Annotated in this window: 14 protein-coding genes; 12 read left to right on the top strand and 2 right to left on the bottom strand. The window is 57.0% G+C overall.

The genetic code is table 11. The features are described from left to right. Nucleotides 1-127 precede the first annotated feature (127 nt). The 7 genes from J3P88_RS21865 (at nucleotide 128) to J3P88_RS21835 (ending at nucleotide 9,140) form a co-directional block, all read left to right on the top strand. Nucleotides 128-1,270 carry a glycosyltransferase family 4 protein gene (locus J3P88_RS21865; protein ID WP_434571589.1) on the top strand — a complete coding sequence of 381 codons (1,143 nt, stop codon included), beginning with the start codon at nucleotides 128-130 and terminating at the stop codon, nucleotides 1,268-1,270. Continuing rightward, nucleotides 1,263-2,231: a UDP-glucose 4-epimerase family protein gene (locus J3P88_RS21860; RefSeq protein ID WP_434571587.1), complete on the top strand. Its 969-nt coding sequence runs from the start codon at nucleotides 1,263-1,265 to the stop codon at nucleotides 2,229-2,231. Before J3P88_RS21865 ends, J3P88_RS21860 begins: the two co-directional genes overlap by 8 nt. A gap of 34 nt (nucleotides 2,232-2,265) precedes the next feature. Continuing rightward, complete coding sequence (locus J3P88_RS21855; protein WP_434571585.1) at nucleotides 2,266-3,285, top strand: MraY family glycosyltransferase; 1,020 nt, start codon at nucleotides 2,266-2,268, stop codon at nucleotides 3,283-3,285. 116 nt (nucleotides 3,286-3,401) lie between these two features. Beyond that, a complete protein-coding gene (locus tag J3P88_RS21850) occupies nucleotides 3,402-5,396 on the top strand; it encodes a polysaccharide biosynthesis protein (protein WP_434571583.1) in 1,995 nt (664 codons plus the stop codon). A gap of 114 nt (nucleotides 5,397-5,510) precedes the next feature. Further along, the gene (locus tag J3P88_RS21845; protein WP_434571581.1) at nucleotides 5,511-5,846 is read left to right on the top strand and encodes a ComEA family DNA-binding protein; all 336 of its coding nucleotides are present in this window, start codon (nucleotides 5,511-5,513) and stop codon (nucleotides 5,844-5,846) included. 231 nt (nucleotides 5,847-6,077) lie between these two features. After that, on the top strand, nucleotides 6,078-8,006 hold the full coding sequence (locus J3P88_RS21840) for an acyltransferase family protein (protein WP_434571580.1): 1,929 nt from the start codon (nucleotides 6,078-6,080) through the stop codon (nucleotides 8,004-8,006). Between the two features lie 282 nt (nucleotides 8,007-8,288). Beyond that, nucleotides 8,289-9,140 carry an urea carboxylase-associated family protein gene (locus tag J3P88_RS21835; protein ID WP_434571578.1) on the top strand — a complete coding sequence of 284 codons (852 nt, stop codon included), beginning with the start codon at nucleotides 8,289-8,291 and terminating at the stop codon, nucleotides 9,138-9,140. Nucleotides 9,141-9,323: 183 nt separating this feature from the next. On the opposite strand, the gene J3P88_RS21830 is transcribed toward J3P88_RS21835, so the two are convergent. Next, nucleotides 9,324-9,491 carry a DUF2897 family protein gene (locus J3P88_RS21830; protein WP_003183831.1) on the bottom strand — a complete coding sequence of 56 codons (168 nt, stop codon included), beginning with the start codon at nucleotides 9,489-9,491 and terminating at the stop codon, nucleotides 9,324-9,326. Nucleotides 9,492-9,611: 120 nt separating this feature from the next. Further along, nucleotides 9,612-10,976, bottom strand: a complete 1,365-nt coding sequence (gene eat / locus J3P88_RS21825) for an ethanolamine permease (RefSeq protein ID WP_434571576.1) — start codon at nucleotides 10,974-10,976, stop codon at nucleotides 9,612-9,614. A gap of 416 nt (nucleotides 10,977-11,392) precedes the next feature. On the opposite strand from eat, the gene kdpF reads away from it, so the two are divergent. From kdpF to J3P88_RS21800, 5 genes are all read left to right on the top strand, one after another. Continuing rightward, entirely contained in the window at nucleotides 11,393-11,482 is a 90-nt protein-coding gene (kdpF, locus tag J3P88_RS21820) for a K(+)-transporting ATPase subunit F (RefSeq protein ID WP_003218754.1), read from the top strand. Between the two features lie 8 nt (nucleotides 11,483-11,490). Continuing rightward, nucleotides 11,491-13,185: a potassium-transporting ATPase subunit KdpA gene (kdpA, locus tag J3P88_RS21815; RefSeq protein ID WP_434571573.1), complete on the top strand. Its 1,695-nt coding sequence runs from the start codon at nucleotides 11,491-11,493 to the stop codon at nucleotides 13,183-13,185. A 10-nt stretch (nucleotides 13,186-13,195) separates the two neighbouring features. Then, nucleotides 13,196-15,250: a potassium-transporting ATPase subunit KdpB gene (gene kdpB / locus J3P88_RS21810; RefSeq protein WP_434576582.1), complete on the top strand. Its 2,055-nt coding sequence runs from the start codon at nucleotides 13,196-13,198 to the stop codon at nucleotides 15,248-15,250. A gap of 204 nt (nucleotides 15,251-15,454) precedes the next feature. Then, complete coding sequence (gene kdpC / locus J3P88_RS21805) at nucleotides 15,455-16,000, top strand: potassium-transporting ATPase subunit KdpC (protein WP_186704741.1); 546 nt, start codon at nucleotides 15,455-15,457, stop codon at nucleotides 15,998-16,000. Between the two features lie 191 nt (nucleotides 16,001-16,191). Continuing rightward, on the top strand, nucleotides 16,192-18,843 hold the full coding sequence (locus J3P88_RS21800; protein ID WP_434571571.1) for a DUF4118 domain-containing protein: 2,652 nt from the start codon (nucleotides 16,192-16,194) through the stop codon (nucleotides 18,841-18,843). Nucleotides 18,844-18,868: the final 25 nt, after the last annotated feature.

The raw sequence follows: 18,868 nt of genomic DNA, 5'->3' as shown, positions 1-18,868 counted from the left end.
TTTGCTGGCGCCCTATCGTTATCTATTCAGAATTTATGAAGCCGGAAGACGCTTTTCAGAGGCTCCTTGAATCGTAGCAATATTAATGAGGCGTACTGATGTTTGAAGCTTGGCTAGGTATGTACTAATGACACATACATTTTTGATGGTTGTGAATGATCCAGCTTTTTTTATTTCGCATCGTTTGGCGGTTGCCCAAGGTGCAAGAAAAGCTGGGTACACGGTACATATTGCAACTATGGATGGAAAAGCCGTAAAGCTTATTACTGACGAGGGATTTACCCATCACTCAATACCTTTGTCTCGAAGTGGAAGTAATCCTTTTTTCGAGTTATTAGCGCTGTTTTGTATCTGGCGATTGCTGTGGCGGATCAGGCCGGATATTTTACATTTAGTAACAGTTAAGCCGGTTGTATATGGTGGAATAGCTGCTCGATTGGCGCCGGTGAAAGGTGTAGTGGCTGCGGTCTCAGGATTAGGGTATTTATTCTTATCGAAGGGAAGTAAAGCAACCTTACTGCGTAAGGTTGTCAGTTTTTTTTATAAGGTAGCATTGGGCAAGAAAAACCTACGTGTTATTTTCCAAAACCCGGATGATCGCGACCTATTAATTGGTCTCGGTGTACTGGACCCCGGCAAGGTCGAGATGGTTCGTGGGTCCGGTGTAGACCTTAAGTTATATTCTTTTGAACCAGAACGTTTAGATTCACTCCCTGTGATCTGTCTCGCAGCCCGTCTTTTGCGAGATAAAGGTGTGCTGGAGTTTGTTGATGCTGTGCGGATTCTTCACCAAAGAGGGGTCAAAGCACGTTTTCAGTTAATTGGTGACATTGACCCAGGCAACCCCACTACGATCACCGAAGCTGAAATGTCTACTTGGCGCGAGGAGGGGTTGATCGAATTATTGGGATACCGTAAAGATATTGCCAGACTGTTCGCTAATGTAAATCTGGTAACATTACCTTCCTATCGGGAAGGCCTTCCGAAGGTCTTGGTTGAGGCCGCGGCTTGTGGGCGTGCTGTCGTTACCACCGATGTACCTGGTTGCCGTGATGCTATTGATCCTGATGTCACAGGTTTATTGGTTCCTATGGGCAATGCCTTAGCGTTGGCGGACGGTCTACAATTATTGATCGACGACCCTATCCGGCGGCAAAGTATGGGCGCTGCAGGACGCGCATTAGCCGAGAACGAATTCGATTTGAGAAAAGTAGTGCAACAACATATGGATATTTATTCAAAGCTGGAGCGAGCGCCTGATCATGACTGAAAGAGTTCTTGTCACGGGCGCTACCGGGTTTGTTGGTTCTGCGTTAGTTGCCCGCCTTTTGACTTGTCAGAGTAAGCAGGTTATTGCAGTTGTTCGACAGAAAAAAGTCAATTTTCCTCCGGAGGTTTTAGTTTCGACTGTTTCTGAGAGCCGTGCGGTAGCGGAGCTATCTCTTGAAAATGTGAGCTCAATTGTTCATTGCGCGGCGCGTGTTCATATAATGCAAGACTCCTCAATAGATCCGCTGGCTGACTTTCGTGAAGTAAATGTAAATTTCACTTTGGCTTTGGCGCGGAAAGCTGCTGAATCAGGCGTAAAGCGTTTTATATTTATAAGTTCTATAAAGGTTAACGGCGAATGTACTCCTCCTGGGCGCCCTTATCATGCCGATGACATACCTGAACCAAAGGATCCGTACGGCATCTCCAAAATGGAAGCTGAACAAGGTTTAAAAAATATCGCGAAAGAACTTGGGATTGAGGTGGTAATCATTCGCCCTGTTATAGTCTACGGACCCGGCGTGAAGGCTAATTTTCATAGCATGATGAGTTGGTTGAATAAAGGTGTTCCTCTACCATTTGGTGCGATACGTAATAAGCGTAGCTTGGTGTCGTTGGATAATTTAATCGATTTAATTGTTACTTGTTTGGATCATCCAGGTGCGGCTAATCAGACGTTTATGGTAAGTGATGGTGAAGATGTATCAACTACTGAGCTGTTAATACGTATGGGGATGGCTCTGGGTAAGCCCGCTCGGCTAATATCGGTACCCACTATTTTTCTGAACATCGGAGCTGCGCTAGTGGGACGAAAAGATATCGCTCAGCGGCTGAGTGGCTCTCTTCAGGTTGATATTCGTAAGACTCGAGAGTTGGTTGGCTGGAGCCCGAATACAACGCTTGATGAAGGCCTGGCGAAGACTGCAGAAGCTTTTAGATCAGGTACCGATTATTTGCGTTGACGGCCCCTAAAAGGGCCAACGATGGGAGTTTTTAATGACGTTTCTGCTTTGGTTGATGTTCGCTATCGCTTTTATCTCGCTTTTTTTGACGTGGATACTACGGCGCTATGCATTGAGTCGCAGTTTGATTGATGTCCCGAATGCCAGAAGCTCGCATTCTGTGCCGACTCCCCGGGGAGGCGGAGTGGCGATTGTGTTGAGCTTCCTGATGACAGTCCCTCTTTTCTGGGGAGCCGGGGAGTTGTCACTGGATTTTATGTTCGCGGTGCTTGGTGCGGGAGGCGGGGTCGCGATACTCGGGTTTCTTGATGATCATGGTCATGTCGCGGCACGATGGCGATTGCTGGGGCATTTTTGTGCGGCTACTTGGGCGTTGTTCTGGTTGGGTGGACTTCCGTCTATCGACGTGGCTGGAATAGTGGTGAATCTAGGGTGGGTAGGTCATATCTTCGCTGCCTTTTATTTGGTCTGGATGCTCAACCTCTATAATTTCATGGATGGTATCGACGGCATTGCCAGCGTTGAGGCTATTTGCGCGTGTCTTGGGGCATGTTTGTTGTATTGGTTTTCCGGCTTCGACAGCTTGGTGGTTGCACCTATGGCTCTCGCGGCAGCTGTGATAGGGTTTCTGTATTGGAACTTTCCTCCCGCGCGGATTTTCATGGGGGATGCGGGCAGCGGCTTTCTTGGGATCGCTTTGGGGTTGATTTCGTTACAAGCAGCTTGGTTTTCACCTAAACTGTTTTGGGTGTGGCTAATCCTGCTTGGCATTTTCATTGTCGATGCCACCTGCACGTTGATACGACGCTTGTTGCGAGGTGACAGGGTGTATGAGGCGCATCGCAGTCATGCCTATCAGTTTGCATCGCGCCGGTACGGTCGCCACCTGCCTGTAACATTGGCGGTGGTAGCGATCAACCTTCTTTGGTTATTGCCTGTTGCTGCTTGCGTGGCGCTGCTGGACTTGGACGGGGCATTGGCTTTGGTGGTGGCTTATGTTCCTCTAGTCATAGTGGCCATCAAATTCCATGCCGGTGAACTTGAGGATTCCTGACTTTCGGCCCACAAATTTGCGTTTTCGGTTAATTTAGTTGTCGAACGCTGGATGATGTAGCAACGGCATAAGAACCAAATTGTTTTTAGGAGCTGGCGAAGGTGCGCGAAAGGTCTATGGGTAAATTGAGAACAGCCATGCTGGGCTTGCCGAGGCGTCATAAACGGGCAATCCAAGTAGCCGCCGATATTGTTCTGGTATGGCTTGCCTTGTGGCTGGCGTTCGTCGTGCGGCTGGGAGTCGAAGCTTTGACCAGCCCGATTGAAACCCATCTTTGGCTGTTTACGTTTGCTCCAGTCATCGCCATCCCGATTTTTATCCGCTTTGGCATGTATCGCGCCGTGATGCGTTATTTCGGTAACGATGCGTTGATTACCATCTGTAAGGCCGTCAGCCTCTCGGCTTTGCTGCTGGCATTAGTGGTGTTCTGGTACAGCAACCATAAGACCGTGGTGCCACGATCGATTATCTTCAACTACTGGTGGTTGAGCATGATCATGATTGGTGGTTTACGTTTGATGATGCGTCAGTATTTTCTGGGAGATTGGTTCAGCGCCGCACAGCATGTTCCTTTCACCAATCGCGACAATGGTTTGCCTAGGGTAGCCATCTACGGTGCGGGTGCTGCTGGCAATCAGTTAGTCGCTGCGCTGCGGATGGGGCGGGTAATGCGCCCTGTTGCGTTCATTGACGACGATAGTAGTATTGCTGACCGTGTAATCGCCGGGTTGCAAGTCTATAAGCCTAAGCGAATCCAGCAAATGATCGATGCTACCGGCGCGCAAGAAATTTTGCTCGCAATTCCTTCCTCCTCTCGAGGTCGACGTCGGGAGATACTGACGCTGCTTGAAGGTTTTCCTTTACACGTGCGAAGTGTTCCGGGCTTCATGGATCTAGCCAGCGGGCGGGTTAAGGTCGATGATATTCAGGAAGTGGACATTGCAGATCTTCTGGGACGAGATCCGGTTCCTGCACAAGGCGAATTGCTGGAGCATTGCATTACAGGTCAGTCGGTTTTGGTTACTGGGGCAGGAGGATCGATTGGCTCTGAACTTTGTCGGCAGATACTGGCGCTCAAACCAACCACGCTGCTGCTTTTCGACCATAGCGAATTCAATTTATACAGTATTTTATCCGAACTTGAACCTCGAATTATTCGGGAGTCGTTATCTGTTCGTTTGTTACCCATTCTGGGGTCGGTACGGGATCAAGATAAATTACTGGACGTGATGAAGACTTGGAATGTCGATACGGTCTATCACGCCGCCGCTTATAAGCATGTGCCCATGGTTGAGCACAATATTGCCGAAGGTGTTTTGAATAACGTGATCGGGACATTGAACACCGCGCAAGCCGCGTTGCAGGTGGGTGTATCGAATTTTGTATTGATTTCCACCGACAAAGCCGTGCGCCCCACCAACGTGATGGGCAGTACTAAGCGTCTTGCAGAACTGACCCTGCAGGCCCTTAGTCGAGAACTGGCGCCAGTGCTGTTCGGCGATAAGGCGAATGTTTCTCGGGTTAATAAAACTCGCTTCACGATGGTCCGGTTCGGAAATGTATTGGGCTCGTCAGGATCGGTTATTCCTCTGTTCCATAAGCAGATCAAGTCCGGGGGGCCATTAACCGTTACGCATCCTAAGATCACGCGTTATTTCATGACTATTCCGGAAGCCGCACAGTTGGTGATTCAGGCCGGTTCCATGGGGTTGGGCGGGGATGTGTTTGTACTGGACATGGGCGAGCCAGTGAAGATTGTCGAGCTGGCGGAGAAGATGATTCACCTGTCCGGCTTGAGTGTTCGTTCGGAAAAGAACCCTCATGGCGACATTTCAATCGAGTTCACAGGCCTGCGTCCCGGCGAGAAGCTTTACGAGGAGTTGCTGATTGGCGATAACGTTGTCGCGACTCCGCATCCGATGATCATGAGTGCCAACGAAGATCACCTGCCTTGGGATGTGCTCAAGGCTCGACTGGCGGAGCTGCTGGCTGCAATTGAACACGATGATTACACGAGAGTCCGTCAATTGCTGCGCCATACCGTGAGTGGCTACGCCCCGGACGGTGAGATTGTCGACTGGATCTACCAGCAGCGCCGACTCGACCCCTAATTGTTACATAAGCTGTAACATACACGCTTTTGACAGTTCCCTATCATCGCCTAAGTTTGAGAAGCAGCTTCGGAAAAGCTGCTTCCTTTTTAACGATGTCATGGAGCGTCACCTATGCGTACAGGCTATTTCTATTCTCTGGTTTTTGCCCTTCTGACCAGCACTTCTATAGCTGTTATCGCTGCGCCCTCTGTCAAACCCGAGACGACGGTTACGCCGCAGGCGCTGGAACTTTCGGCTAATTCACAAGACGCTAAGGTGGATCTGAACGTTGCGGACGCCGCTACGTTGCAGCACTTGCTTGCCGGGATAGGCAAGGCCAAGGCTGAGGCGATTGTTGCGTATAGGGAGAATAACGGAGCCTTCGCTTCAGTGGAGGAATTGCTGGAGGTTAAGGGAATTGGTAAGGCGATCTTGGATCGGAATCGAGACAAACTGAAGGTGAACTGAGATGTAGCGGTGGAAGGCCGGTCGGGATGACTGGCCTTTTTACTCTGGAGCCTGAAATCAAGGGTGGCTACTGCGAACAGAATGATTTTTTCTCATAAAAACCGGCCGTACTGTCGTTCATTCGGTGGGGCGGAGTAAGAGCCTGGCAGTTAGATCCTGACACGAAGCTCATTCGCTTGTAGAATCCTCCGGCCATCAAATTTGACCCGGTGAGCCCGGAGAAAGGGATTCATGCATAGCAAAAACACAAATTACAGACCTGATATTGATGGCCTTCGCGCATTAGCGGTTATTCTAGTATTGCTGTTCCACTTCGATTTAGGCGTGCCAGGGGGGTTTGTTGGTGTTGATGTGTTTTTTGTCATTTCGGGTTATCTGATTACCGAAGTCATTCGCAATGCAATAGACGCTGGCCGATTTTCATTCTTTAATTTCTATGCCCGCCGTTTACTTCGATTGCACCCCGCGCTCATTGTCACTGTTGGAGGCGCTATGGGGGCCGGATTCGTATTGATGGATCCAGCAGCGTTCATCGGCTTGGCCGATTCCGCCAAGTACGCTATTTTCTCTGCGTCTAACTTCTATTTTTGGCTAAATCAAGGCTACTTTGATGCCTCCGCACAAACGCAGCCATTGTTGCATACTTGGTCACTGGCTGCTGAATGGCAGTTTTACGTAGTTTGGCCAATTATTCTATGGGCCGCCTTGAAAGTATCAGAAAAATTCCTTGCATTGCTGTTGGCGGTGATGACTGTTGGGTCCCTCGCTGCATCGCAAATTATGCTGGGGTACGACTCTTCTGCTGCCTATTTCATGATGCCATTCAGAGTGTTCGAACTGTCGATCGGTGCCCTGTTGGTATTCGTCTCGAAGCGCCGTCTTGACTCCAATGTTGAGTCGGTTATTGCTGGTTCAGGTATTGTTCTCATCGTATTTTCAGGATTTTTTCTAGACTCAAACTCACCCTTTCCAGGGCTGCGAGCGCTGATTCCGTGCCTTGGTGCTGCCGCGTTCATATACGCAGGAAGGTCGGCGGTGGGCGCTTTATTTCGTACTCGGGCAATGGTGGCGACTGGGCTTATTTCATATTCAGTTTATCTTGTTCATTGGCCGATAGCCGTTTTCTACAAATATTACGTTTTTAGATCTATAACGCTTCCAGAGAAGCTGGTATTACTAGCGGCTTCGTTTGTCCTTGGTACAATTCTGTATCTTAGCGTGGAACGATTGTTCATGGGTAAGTGGAAACACGTGAAGTCGGTTGGTTTGACCGCCGTTGCGGCATCGGTAGCTACGCTTGCCTATGGATCCGTACAGGTTATTGAACGGTCCGGTATTACGTCCCGCATACCAGCAGAGTATTTGAAATTCGCATCCGACCCGGTCAATTTCCATACAAACAACTATGGTGGTTACGGTTACAGCCTGGAACCAATACTCGGCGATGCAAAAGGCCGGCTAGTAGGTGTTATGGCCGGCGATAGCTATGCGCTGCAGTATGCCAAAGGGATAGATAATGAACTAAAAGGCAAGGGGCTAGCACTCAGTGGTGTATTTAGGCATGGGTGTATTCTGTCGAAGGAATATACAAGGATATTAAATAATGTTCCTAGGCAGGATTGCAAAGATGCTTATGCTAAGGCTTTGTCGAAGTTGGAAGGCAATGATTTGCCTTTCATACTTGCGCAAAGCTGGAGTGGGTATAGCAATAAAATTGCCGATCATGAAGGGAAAAATATAGAGCGTGATGGTAAGAGGGAATATTCAGATGTGATTGAGGATATTCTTCTGCGGGCGCGAATAGATATAGGTGATCGACCATTTTTCATTGTCGGTAGTCAGCCATTTTTGTATGAAAAAATTAATGCTGTCTCTTGTCTTCTGCGTCCAAGGTATGTGGCCCAAGGTTGTGAGGCTTTACTTGAGTTTAGTCTTGAAGAGTCTTCTTCTTTTCAAATAAATAAGACTCTGAAGAGGTTTGCTAGTTCGTACCCCAATACCTTTTATATTGATGCTGCTTCCGCACTTTGTCGTGATGGCATATGCAAGACCGTTAGGGATGGTAAAATTCTATATTCTGACGCTACCCATCTTTCTCTTGAGGGTTCTTTAATCTCTGCAAAACCAATGTTGGATGTAATACTGGGCAAGTTAGAATAAAGTTTAGTGATGCTTTTGCAAGTTGAACAAATTTGATGTAGGGAAATACTCCAAGCTGAGAATTTCGCACCTTCGAGCCTCAAGCCATCAGGAGCAGCCACTGCACGGTTGCGTTTGGGTTGCGCGTCCCTGCGTGGTCAACCGTGCCTAACTGTTCCATGGTCGGTTGTTGGAAGTGATCAGGAAGCGAGGGATGACACAATGAGTTTTTATTTCGACGATTCCGAGTAGTTTTGCAGTTTTGATTTCCTGTGACCCACCCCCTGATCAAGGACCCGCGCCATGCACAAAGACTACCCAGCCGCCTACCAGGTCAGCAAAGGTTCAGCCCTGCAGGTGGACCAACCCTTCTACGACCGTATCCGCACCCAGCAGGACAAACGCAGCCTGATCGAGCAGTTCGAAGTGCCCATCCGCACTGGCCGCGCCTGGCACGTACCCGCCGGTCACGTGTTCCGCGTCACCACCCCAGTAGGGCCGCAAGTGGGGGACTTCAACGTCTGGAACGCCCATGACCCGCGGGAGCGCCTCTGGGCGGCGCGCACCCGTCAGCTTCAGGGCGCTCATGTCAGCACCCATGATCGGTTGTGGTCGAACCTGCCATTCCTGCGGCCGTTGGTGACCATCACCGACGACAGCCTGGCCGGCTACGGCATCGATGAGCATGGTGGACGATTGCATGATCTGCTGGGTACGCGCTGTGATCCGTATGTGAACAAGATGCTGACCGGGGAGGACTTCCATCATCACTGCCATTCGAACCTGACCCGTGCGGTGTTGCCCCACGGCCTGACTGAGTTCGACGTGCATGATGTGCTGAATATTTTCCAGTGCACAGGGCTCAATCATGACGACATGTACTTCATGAAGGCCTGTCCGGCGCAGAAGGGTGATTACCTGGAGTTTTTTGCCGAGATTGATCTGTTATGCGCCCTGTCCACCTGCCCGGGTGGAGACCTGTCGCTGGCGATGTGGGGGCCGGAGGCGCAGGATCCTCTCAGCGTCTGCCGCCCGCTGGGTGTGGAGATCTATCGGTTGGAGGATTCATTGCTGGAGGGCTGGAGCCAGCCTGAGCGGGCCGCGTACAAGGGGCTGCATGGCTTGCATATTGCCAAGGCGGATTGGGAAAAGTGATGTAGCGGGCGCAGGCTTTTTTGTGGCGAGGGAGCTTGCTCCCGCTGGGCTGCGCAGCAGCCCCAACGGCTGAAACCTGATCAGCCTGACACTCCGCGCCAGCAGGTTTAGGGCCGCTTCGCGCCCCAGCGGGAGCAAGCTCCCTCGCCACAAAAGCACTATGTAGCCGGGACAGGTAATAGCTCAACGGTCCTTGGCTTCTTTCGCATCCATTTCCGCATTGCGCTCGGCAACACGCTTGCGTTGTTCGTCCGTGAGTTCGACTTTGTTGGCCGTGTCGCGCAGCATCATCAGGCCTCCCACGATCGAGCCGATTGCGACAATCAGAATCAACCAGGCATACCAGGGCATAGGGCTCTCCTTGAGGGCGCGATGGACAGACGAACGTTTCGCCAATCCATCGCACTTACCACTTATGAGCGAATGTTGTTCGCAGTGGTTCAATACTACGCCCGTTCGGCCGGCTTCACCTCACAGCCCGGTCAGCATCGCATCGGCGGGAGCATCCGCACGCAGTTGTGCGGTGAGGACGAAGTAGACAAAGCCCACCGCCATGAAGCCAAGGAAGATCAACCCGATCAACGCGTTGAACCAGGCCATCGCCACCAGGCACACCACCGCCAGCACCAAGGCGATCCCCGGCACGATCGGGTAACCCGGTGCGCGGAAAGTACGTTCCAGGTTGGGTTCGGTTTTGCGCAGCTTGAACAGGCTGAGCATGCTCATGATGTACATGACGATGGCACCGAACACGGCCATGGTGATCATCGCGGCGGTGAGGGTCATGCCGCCGAGGTTGATCAGGCCGTCGCTGTAGATCGCGGCAATGCCGATCAGTCCGCCGGCGATGATGGCCCGGTGCGGGGTCTGGAAACGTGACAGTTTGGCCAGGGAGGCGGGCAGGTAGCCGGCGCGGGCCAGGGCGAAGAACTGCCGTGAGTAGCCGAGGATGATGCCGTGGAAACTCGCCACCAGGCCGAACAGGCCGATCCACACCAGCATGTGCAGCCAGCCGGAGCTTTCACCGACCACGGTTTTCATGGCTTGGGGCAGGGGATCGTTGATGTTCGACAGGGTACGCCAATCGCCGACGCCGCCAGCCATGAACATGACGCCCATTGCCAGGAACACCAGGGTCAGGATGCCGCTGATGTAGGCCTTGGGAATCGTGCGTTTCGGGTCCTTGGCTTCTTCGGCGGCCATGGCCGCGCCTTCGATGGCCAGGAAGAACCAGATGGCGAAAGGAATCGCGGCGAACATGCCAGCGATGGCCGGTGCGCCGAACACATCTGAGCCGGCCCAGCCGTTGAGGGCGAAGCTGCTGAAACTGAACGCCGGGGCCACGACGCCCATGAACACTAGCAGTTCGGCCACCGCCAGTACGCAGACAACCAACTCGAACGTCGCGGCCAGTTTGACCCCGATGATGTTCAGGCCCATGAACACGATATAGGCGCCGACGGCGGCGTGTTTTGGGTCCAGCGCTGGGAATTGCACGTTCAGGTAGGCGCCGATAGCCAGGGCAATCGCCGGTGGGGCGAAGACGAATTCGATCAGTGTTGCCAGCCCGGCAATCAATCCGCCTTTCTCGCCGAAGGCGCGACGGCTGTAGGCAAACGGCCCGCCGGCATGGGGAATGGCGGTGGTCAGTTCGGTGAAACTGAAAATGAAGCAGGTGTACATGGCCGCCACCATGAAGGACGTCACCAAAAAGCCCAGTGTCCCGGCCACGCCCCAGCCGTAGCTCCAGCCGAAATACTCGCCGGAAATCACCAGGCCGACGGCAATGCCCCATAAATGCAGGGTGCCCAGGGTGGGTTTGAGTTGTGTGTTCATCGGTGGCTCCCCTCGATCCATAGCAAAAGCGCTAGGGAGGACTGTGCAGCGGGCGTGCCAGGCTGGCGGGGGCGGTCGTAATGGGTGGAATCGTGTCGTATCGGGGATGTTCGCTGCTTTATGTGCCCCTGTTGTGCGCCAGTTGAGGGCGTTGGCGCTGATGATGCCGCCTTCGCGAGCAAGCCCGCTTCCACACTGGACTTGCGGTGAACAGTCGACTTCATGCACACCACAAATCCTTGTGGGAGCGGGCTTGCTCGCGAAGAGGCCCTCCCGATCACCGCCATAACAACGCGATAAATACATTCTTTACAGATTCTTTATCCCCCAATCCCGCTCTCGATCTCGCTCCTTTACAGCCTCCCTGCAGACAATCACTCCCCACACGGCACGACGCCGTACCACGGAGAAATCCCATGAGTGTTCTGGACGGGGTGTCGCTGCTGCTGGCAGTGGCGCTGTTCATTTATCTGCTGGTTGCGCTGCTGCGCGCCGATCGGAACTAGGAGCGGTTATGCACGGTTATGATTTCGGGCTGATCCTCGCCTTTTTCGCCCTGGTGCTGATTCCGGCACCGTTTCTGGGGCGGTTTTACTACCGGGTGATGGAAGGCCAACGCACCTGGCTTTCGCCGATCCTCGGCCCGGTGGAGCGCGGTTGCTATCGCCTGGCGGGTGTTGATTCCACCGCTGAGCAGAGCTGGCAGAAATACACCCTGGCCTTGCTCGCGTTCAACCTGGCAGGTTTTGTCTTGCTGTTTACGATCCTGCTGCTGCAGGGATATTTGCCCCTCAATACCGAGCAACTGCCCGGCATGGAGTGGACCCAGGCCTTCAACACGGCCGTGAGCTTCATGACCAACACCAACTGGCAGTCCTACAGCGGTGAAGCGTCCCTGAGCTACTTGAGCCAGATGGTCGGCCTGACCGTGCAGAACTTTGTCAGCGCGGCCACCGGCTTGGCTGTGCTGGTGGCGCTGTGTCGCGGCATCGGGCGCAAGTCCGCCACGACGCTGGGTAACTTCTGGGTCGACATGACCCGCGCCACCCTCTACGGGCTGTTGCCGCTGTGCCTGCTGCTGGCGTTATTCCTGGTCTGGCAGGGCGTGCCGCAGACCTTCGCCCACTATGTGCATGGGCTCACGCTGGAGGGTGCCGACCAGGTCATCCCGCTAGGGCCGGCCGCCAGCCAGATCGCCATCAAGCAACTGGGTACCAACGGCGGCGGTTTCTTCGGCGTCAACTCGGCGCACCCCTTCGAAAACCCGACGGCCTGGAGCAACCTGTTCGAAGTCGCTTCGATCATCCTGATTCCCGCCGCGCTGGTGTTCACCTTCGGTCATTACGTCAAGGACTTGCGCCAGAGCCGCGCGATCATCGCCTGCATGTTGGCGCTGTTCCTGATCGGCGGCGCGACGTCACTGTGGGCCGAATACCAGCCCAACCCGGCCCTGGACAACCCGGCCGTCGAACAAACCGCACCGCTGGAAGGCAAGGAAACCCGCTTCGGCACCACCGCCACCGTGCTGTGGTCGGTGACCACCACGGCTGCGTCCAACGGCTCGGTCAATGGCATGCACGACAGCCTCAACCCGATCAGTGGCATGGTGTCGCTGGTGAACATGATGGTCGGCGAGGTGATCTTCGGCGGCGTCGGGGCCGGGCTCTACGGGATGCTGTTGAACGTGCTGATCGCGGTGTTCCTGGCCGGCTTGATGATCGGTCGCACCCCGGAATACCTGGGCAAGAAGCTGGGCGCCCGAGAGGTGCAACTGTTGGTCGCAACGCTGCTGGTGATGCCCGTCAGCGTGCTGGTGCTGGGTGCTGTCGCCGCCAGCCTGCCCGGGCCGGCCGCGGCGGTAAGCAACCCTGGCGCCCATGGTTTCAGCCAGTTGTTGTACGCCTACACCTCGGCGGGGGCGAACAACGGTTCGGCATTCGCCGGGTTCGGTGCCAATACACCCTTCCACAACCTGATGCTGGGCCTGGGCATGCTGATCGGTCGGTTCGGCTACATCCTGCCGGTGCTGGCGTTGGCCGGCAGCCTGGCCTTGAAGAAGACCGCGCCGATTGGCCAGAACAGCTTTCCCACCCACGGCCCGCTGTTCGTGACCCTGTTGACCGTGACCATCCTGCTGGTCGGCGGCTTGACCTTCCTGCCGACCCTGGCGCTGGGGCCGATTGCCGAGCACCTGAGCATGGGCTTCTGAGGACTTGATGATGAATATGCCAATGAGCAAAACCATCGCCGCCAAGGCGCCGGAGCAACCCAAGACTCACCTGTCGGCCCTCTGGCGCCCGGCGTTGTTGCAAGCCTTCGTCAAGCTCGATCCTCGCCAGTTGCACCGTGCACCGGTGATGCTGGTGGTGGAGCTGACCGCGATCCTCACCACCGTGTTGTGCTTCATTCCTGACAGCGCCGTGCCGACCTTCGTCGCCGCGCAAATTGCGCTGTGGTTGTGGTTCACGGTGCTGTTCGCCAACTTCGCCGAAGCCTTGGCCGAAGGGCGGGGCAAGGCCCGGGCCGACAGCTTGAAGGCCGGCAGCGAAGGCCTCAATGCCCGTCGCCAGACCGCCAGCGGTTTTGAAATCATCCCCGCCACCCGTCTGCGCAAAGGCGATGTGGTGCGCGTCGAGGCCGGCGACATGATCCCCGGCGACGGTGAAGTGATCGAAGGCATCGCCGCGGTCAATGAGGCGGCGATCACTGGCGAATCGGCGCCGGTCATCCGCGAATCCGGCGGCGATCGCTCGGCCGTCACCGGCAATACGCGACTGGTCTCCGACTGGCTGCTAATACGCATCACCAGCAATCCTGGTGAGTCCACCCTCGACCGCATGATCGCTTTGGTGGAAGGTGCCAAGCGCCAGAAAACGCCGAACGAGGTGGCGCTGGACATCCTGTTGATCGGCCTGACGCTGATCTTCCTGCTAGTGGTGGTGACGCTGCAGCCGTTCGCCCATTTCGCCAACGCCAGCCTGCCGCTGGTGTTTCTGGTGGCCTTGCTGGTCACCTTGATTCCCACCACCATCGGCGGGCTGCTGTCGGCCATCGGCATCGCCGGGATGGACCGTTTGGTGCGCCTGAACGTGATCGCCAAATCCGGCCGTGCGGTCGAGGCGGCGGGGGATGTGCATGTGTTGATGCTGGACAAGACCGGCACCATCACCTTTGGCAATCGCCGCTGCACGGCGGTCTATGCCGCCCCCGGTGTGAGCGCCAAGGAACTGGCCGAAGGCGCGCTGTTCGCCTCGTTGGCTGACGAGACGGCCGAGGGCAAGTCCATCGTCGAGTACCTGCGAGGTTTGCATCCACTGCCCGAGCCTGGCGTCGAAGCGCTGACGGCCGTGCCGTTCAGTGCTGAAACCCGTTTGTCCGGGGTCGACTATCAGGGCCGCATCTACCGCAAGGGCGCCGTGGACTCGTTGCTGGATTTCATCGGCCTGGCACGCAACGAGTTGCCGGTCGCCCTGGCGCGGGAGGTCGACAAGATCGCCCAGAGTGGCGGCACGCCGTTGCTGGTGTGCGTGGACGGCAAGCTGCTCGGCGCCATCCATCTCAAGGACGTGGTCAAACCCGGCATTCGCGAGCGTTTTGCCGAGCTGCGCAAGTTGGGGATCCGTACGGTGATGGTCACCGGCGACAACCCGTTGACCGCCGCCGCGATTGCCGCCGAAGCGGGTGTCGACGACGTGCTGGCAGAGGCTACGCCGGAGAAGAAATTGGCGCGTATCCGTCATGAGCAAAATGACGGTCGGCTGGTGGCCATGTGCGGTGACGGCGCCAACGACGCGCCGGCCCTGGCCCAGGCTGATGTCGGCATGGCGATGAACGACGGCACCCAGGCCGCGCGGGAGGCGGCGAACATGGTCGACCTTGACAGCGATCCGACCAAACTGCTCGATGTGGTGCAGATCGGCAAGGAGTTGCTGGTGACCCGGGGGGCGCTGACGACTTTCTCCATCGCCAACGACATCGCCAAGTATTTCGCGATCCTGCCGGCACTGTTCGCGTCGATTTATCCACAGCTCGGCGTGTTGAACGTGATGCACCTGAGCAGCCCGCAGAGCGCGATTTTGTCGGCGATTGTCTTCAACGCCTTGATCATCGTCGTGCTCATCCCCCTGGCCCTGCGCGGCGTGCGCGTGCAAGCGGCGAGCGCGGCGGCGTTGTTGCGGCGCAATCTGTTGATCTATGGCCTGGGCGGGATCGTGGTGCCGTTCGTGGGGATCAAGGCGATCGATATGTTGCTGACGGCGTTGGGGCTGGTTTGAGTCGTTGTGGCAGGTGAGGCCGTTGTGGCGAGGGAGCTTCCTCCCGCTGTGCTGCGAAGCAGCCCCAAGAAGCTGAATGCTATCTGCCCAGCGCACCGCATTCGCTGATTTTCAGGGCTGCTGCGCAGCCCAGCGGGAGCAAGCTCCCTCGCCACAAACAGGTATGCCTGCAAATCAGCTATTTTCTTATTCGAGGGTTTTGAGATGTCCACTCTGATTCGCCCGGCCTTGAGCCTGTTATTACTGATGAGCCTGATCACCGGTGTCGCTTACCCGCTGGTGGTCACCGGCGTGGCGCAAGTCGCGTTCCCCGCCCAGGCCAACGGCAGCCTGATCGTCGACGCCGCCGGCAAGGTCCGTGGCTCGACGCTGATCGCCCAGGATTTCACCGGCGATGCCTGGTTTCATCCACGGCCATCGGCCGGTGCCTTTGCCACGGTCGCCAGCGGTGCCAGCAACTTTTCCCCGAGCAATCCGGCCCTGGCCACACGGGTGATCGATGCCGCCGGCAAGCTCCAGGTGCCCGGTCAGGGCCCGGTGCCGCTGGCGCTGTTGACCACCTCCGCCAGCGGGCTGGATCCGCACTTGCCTCCGGCGGCGATTGCCTATCAACTGGCGCGTGTCGCCGCGGCGCGCAACCTGCCGATCTCGACGTTGCAGCAACTGCTCGACGTCAACATCCAGCAACCCTTGGTGGGCCCGCCTGTGGTGAATGTGCTGGCGCTGAACCTGGCCCTGGAAAAACTGTAAAACCTGTGGGAGCAAAGCCTGTGGGAGCAAAGCTTGCTCGCGATGAACGATAACGCGGTCCATCCGTTGAACTGTGTCGCCTTGATCGCGAGCAAGCTTTGCTCCCACAGGTCCGTTCCCATTAGCTTTGCTCCCACAGGTCCGGCTCCCCACAGGGTGTTTGATCAATATTTGAAAGAGATTTCCACGCCATGAGCGACTCCGGCCGCGCCGACGCACTGTTAGCCAATCTGCCCCGCAACGACCGTGGTCGACTCAAGGTCTTCCTGGGCGCGGCCCCGGGTGTGGGCAAGACCTACGCCATGCTGCAAGCGGCTCACAGCCAATTGCGCCAAGGCGTGAAAGTCATCGCCGGGGTGGTGGAGACCCACGGTCGCAGTGAAACCGAAGCGCTGCTCGGCGGCCTGGTGCAGCAGCCGTTGGTGCGCTCGGAATATCGCGGTGTGATGCTCGAGGAAATGGACCTCGACGGTCTGCTCGCCGCCCGGCCAACCTTGGTCCTGGTGGACGAACTGGCCCACAGCAACGCCCCCGGCAGCCGCCATGCCAAACGCTGGCAGGACATCCAGGAACTGCTCGCGGCGGGCATCGACGTCTACACCACGGTCAATGTCCAGCATCTGGAAAGCCTCAACGACCAGGTACGCGGCATCACCGGCGTGCAGGTGCGCGAGACGTTGCCGGACTGGGTCTTGCAGGAAGCCGATGAACTGCTGCTGATTGACCTGCCGCCGCGTGAGCTGCTGGAGCGCCTGCGCGATGGCAAGGTCTACGTGCCGGAGCAGGCTCGGGCGGCGATCGATGCGTTTTTTTCCCAGACCAACCTCACCGCGTTGCGTGAGCTGGCGATGCAGACGGCCGCCGCCCAGGTCGACAATGACTTGGCCCAGGGTTATCGACAACTGGGCCAGGCCGCGCCGGCGGTGCGCGGACGCTTGCTGGTAGGCGTGGACGGTGACGTGCAGGCGGAACGCCTGGTGCGCCATGCCAGCCGCGTCGCCCAGCGTCGGCATCTGCCGTGGAGCCTGGTGCATGTGGACAACGGCAGTGCCCGTGACGAACTCTCGCGCCAGCGTTTGCAGAACGCCCAGCAACTGGCCGAACGCCTCGGTGGCGAAGTGGTGTTGCTGCGGGCCGGCGAAGTGGCCAGGACGCTGATCCAGCATGCCACTGAACGGCGCGCCACGCTGGTGCTGGTGGGCCAGTCCCGGCCACGTCTGCGCCGACGCCTGTTTGGCGGCGGCCTCGCCTCGCGTTTGCTGCGCGATGCCCGGGGGCTGGAGATCAACGTGCTGGACAGCGATGAGCAACCGCGTCCTGCCCGGGTGCGTTCCAGCGCCGTCCAGACCGGGTTCGATTATGTGTTGGCGTTGCTGGCGACCGCGGCGGCCAGCGCATTGGCCTGGGGTATCTCGGGGTTGCTGGCGTTGCCCAATATCTCCCTGGTGTTCCTGATGGCGGTGTTGCTGGTGGCGGTGCGCAGCAGTCTCGGCCCGGCGCTGGCCTGCGCGGCGCTGTCGTTCCTGGCTTATGACTTCCTGTTCATCCCGCCGAACTTTTCCCTGACCATCCAGCGCGAAGAGGACGTGCTGACGCTGATGTTTTTCCTGCTCATGGCGGCCCTGACCGGCAATCTTGCCGCGCGCCAGCGTCGCCAGTTGCAGGCCTTGCGCGATACCCAGCAGGAAACCGGCGAGCTGCTCGACCTGTCCCGCAAACTCACGGCCGCCACCGACCGCCAAGCGGTGATCAGCGCGGCCGTGCAGCACTTCAACGATTGGCACGACTTGCAATTGTGCCTGCTCAACCGCGACGACCAGGCCAGTTGGAAAATCGAGAGTGGTGAGCCGTTGACGTTCACCGAGGCCGAACGGGCGGCGGCCGATTGGTCGTGGCAGCACGATCAACCGGCGGGCGCCGGCACCGGGACACTGCCTTCCGGGCGTTGGTGGTGGTGGCCGTTGTCGGCGGAAGGCGGGCCGCTGGCTTTGCTGGGCGTATGCCCGAAAGAAGGCAAGCCGTTGAGTGGCCAGCGCCGCCGTTTGCTGGCGGCCCTCAGTCAACCCTTGGCCCAGGCGCTGGCGCGGGCGCAACTGGCCCAGGACCTGGAGGCGGCGCGTCTGCATGGTGAAACCGAACAACTGCGCAGCGCCTTGTTGGCTTCAGTGTCCCACGACCTGCGCACGCCGCTGACCGCCATGCGCGGCAGCATCGACAGCCTGCTGGCGCTGGGGGAGGCGATCCCGCTGGCCGATCGTCGCGACTTGCTCGAAGGCACCCGCGATGAAGCCGAGCGACTGGATCGCTACATCCAGAACCTGTTGGACATGACTCGTCTCGGCCACGGCGCCCTGAAGCTGGCGCGGGACTGGGTGGCGCCGGCCGATATCGTCGGCAGCGCGCTGAACCGCCTGCGGGCGGTGCTGGCGCCGCTGGCGCTCAGTGTCGAGGTGCCTGTTGAATTGCCCTTGTTGCATGTCCATGCGGCATTGATCGAACAGGCGCTGGTAAACGTGCTGGAGAACGCGGCGCGCTTCTCGCCGGCCCACGGACGCCTGTTGCTGAGCGCCGGGGCGACCGACAGCGAGGTGTTTTTTGCCGTGGCCGATGAAGGGCCCGGGATTCCTGAAGAGGAACGGGAGAAAATCTTCGACATGTTCTATACCGCCGCCCGTGGTGATCGTGGCGGGCAGGGCACGGGGTTGGGGTTGGCGATCTGTCAGGGTATGGTCGGCGCCCACGGCGGGCGGATCAGTGTGGCCGAAGGTCTCGACGGACGCGGCACCTGCATCACGCTGCACCTGCCGTTGCAGGCGCAACCAGGCATGGACGATGAAGCTTGAGCCCGGCTGAGATACTCTTTTGCTA

This window comes from Pseudomonas sp. Z3-6, from assembly GCF_051131985.1.
Taxonomy (GTDB): Bacteria; Pseudomonadota; Gammaproteobacteria; order Pseudomonadales; family Pseudomonadaceae; genus Aquipseudomonas; species Aquipseudomonas zanjanensis.
The sequence above is the reverse complement of the archived record's forward strand: the minus strand, read 5'-3'. Positions and strand labels throughout refer to the sequence as shown.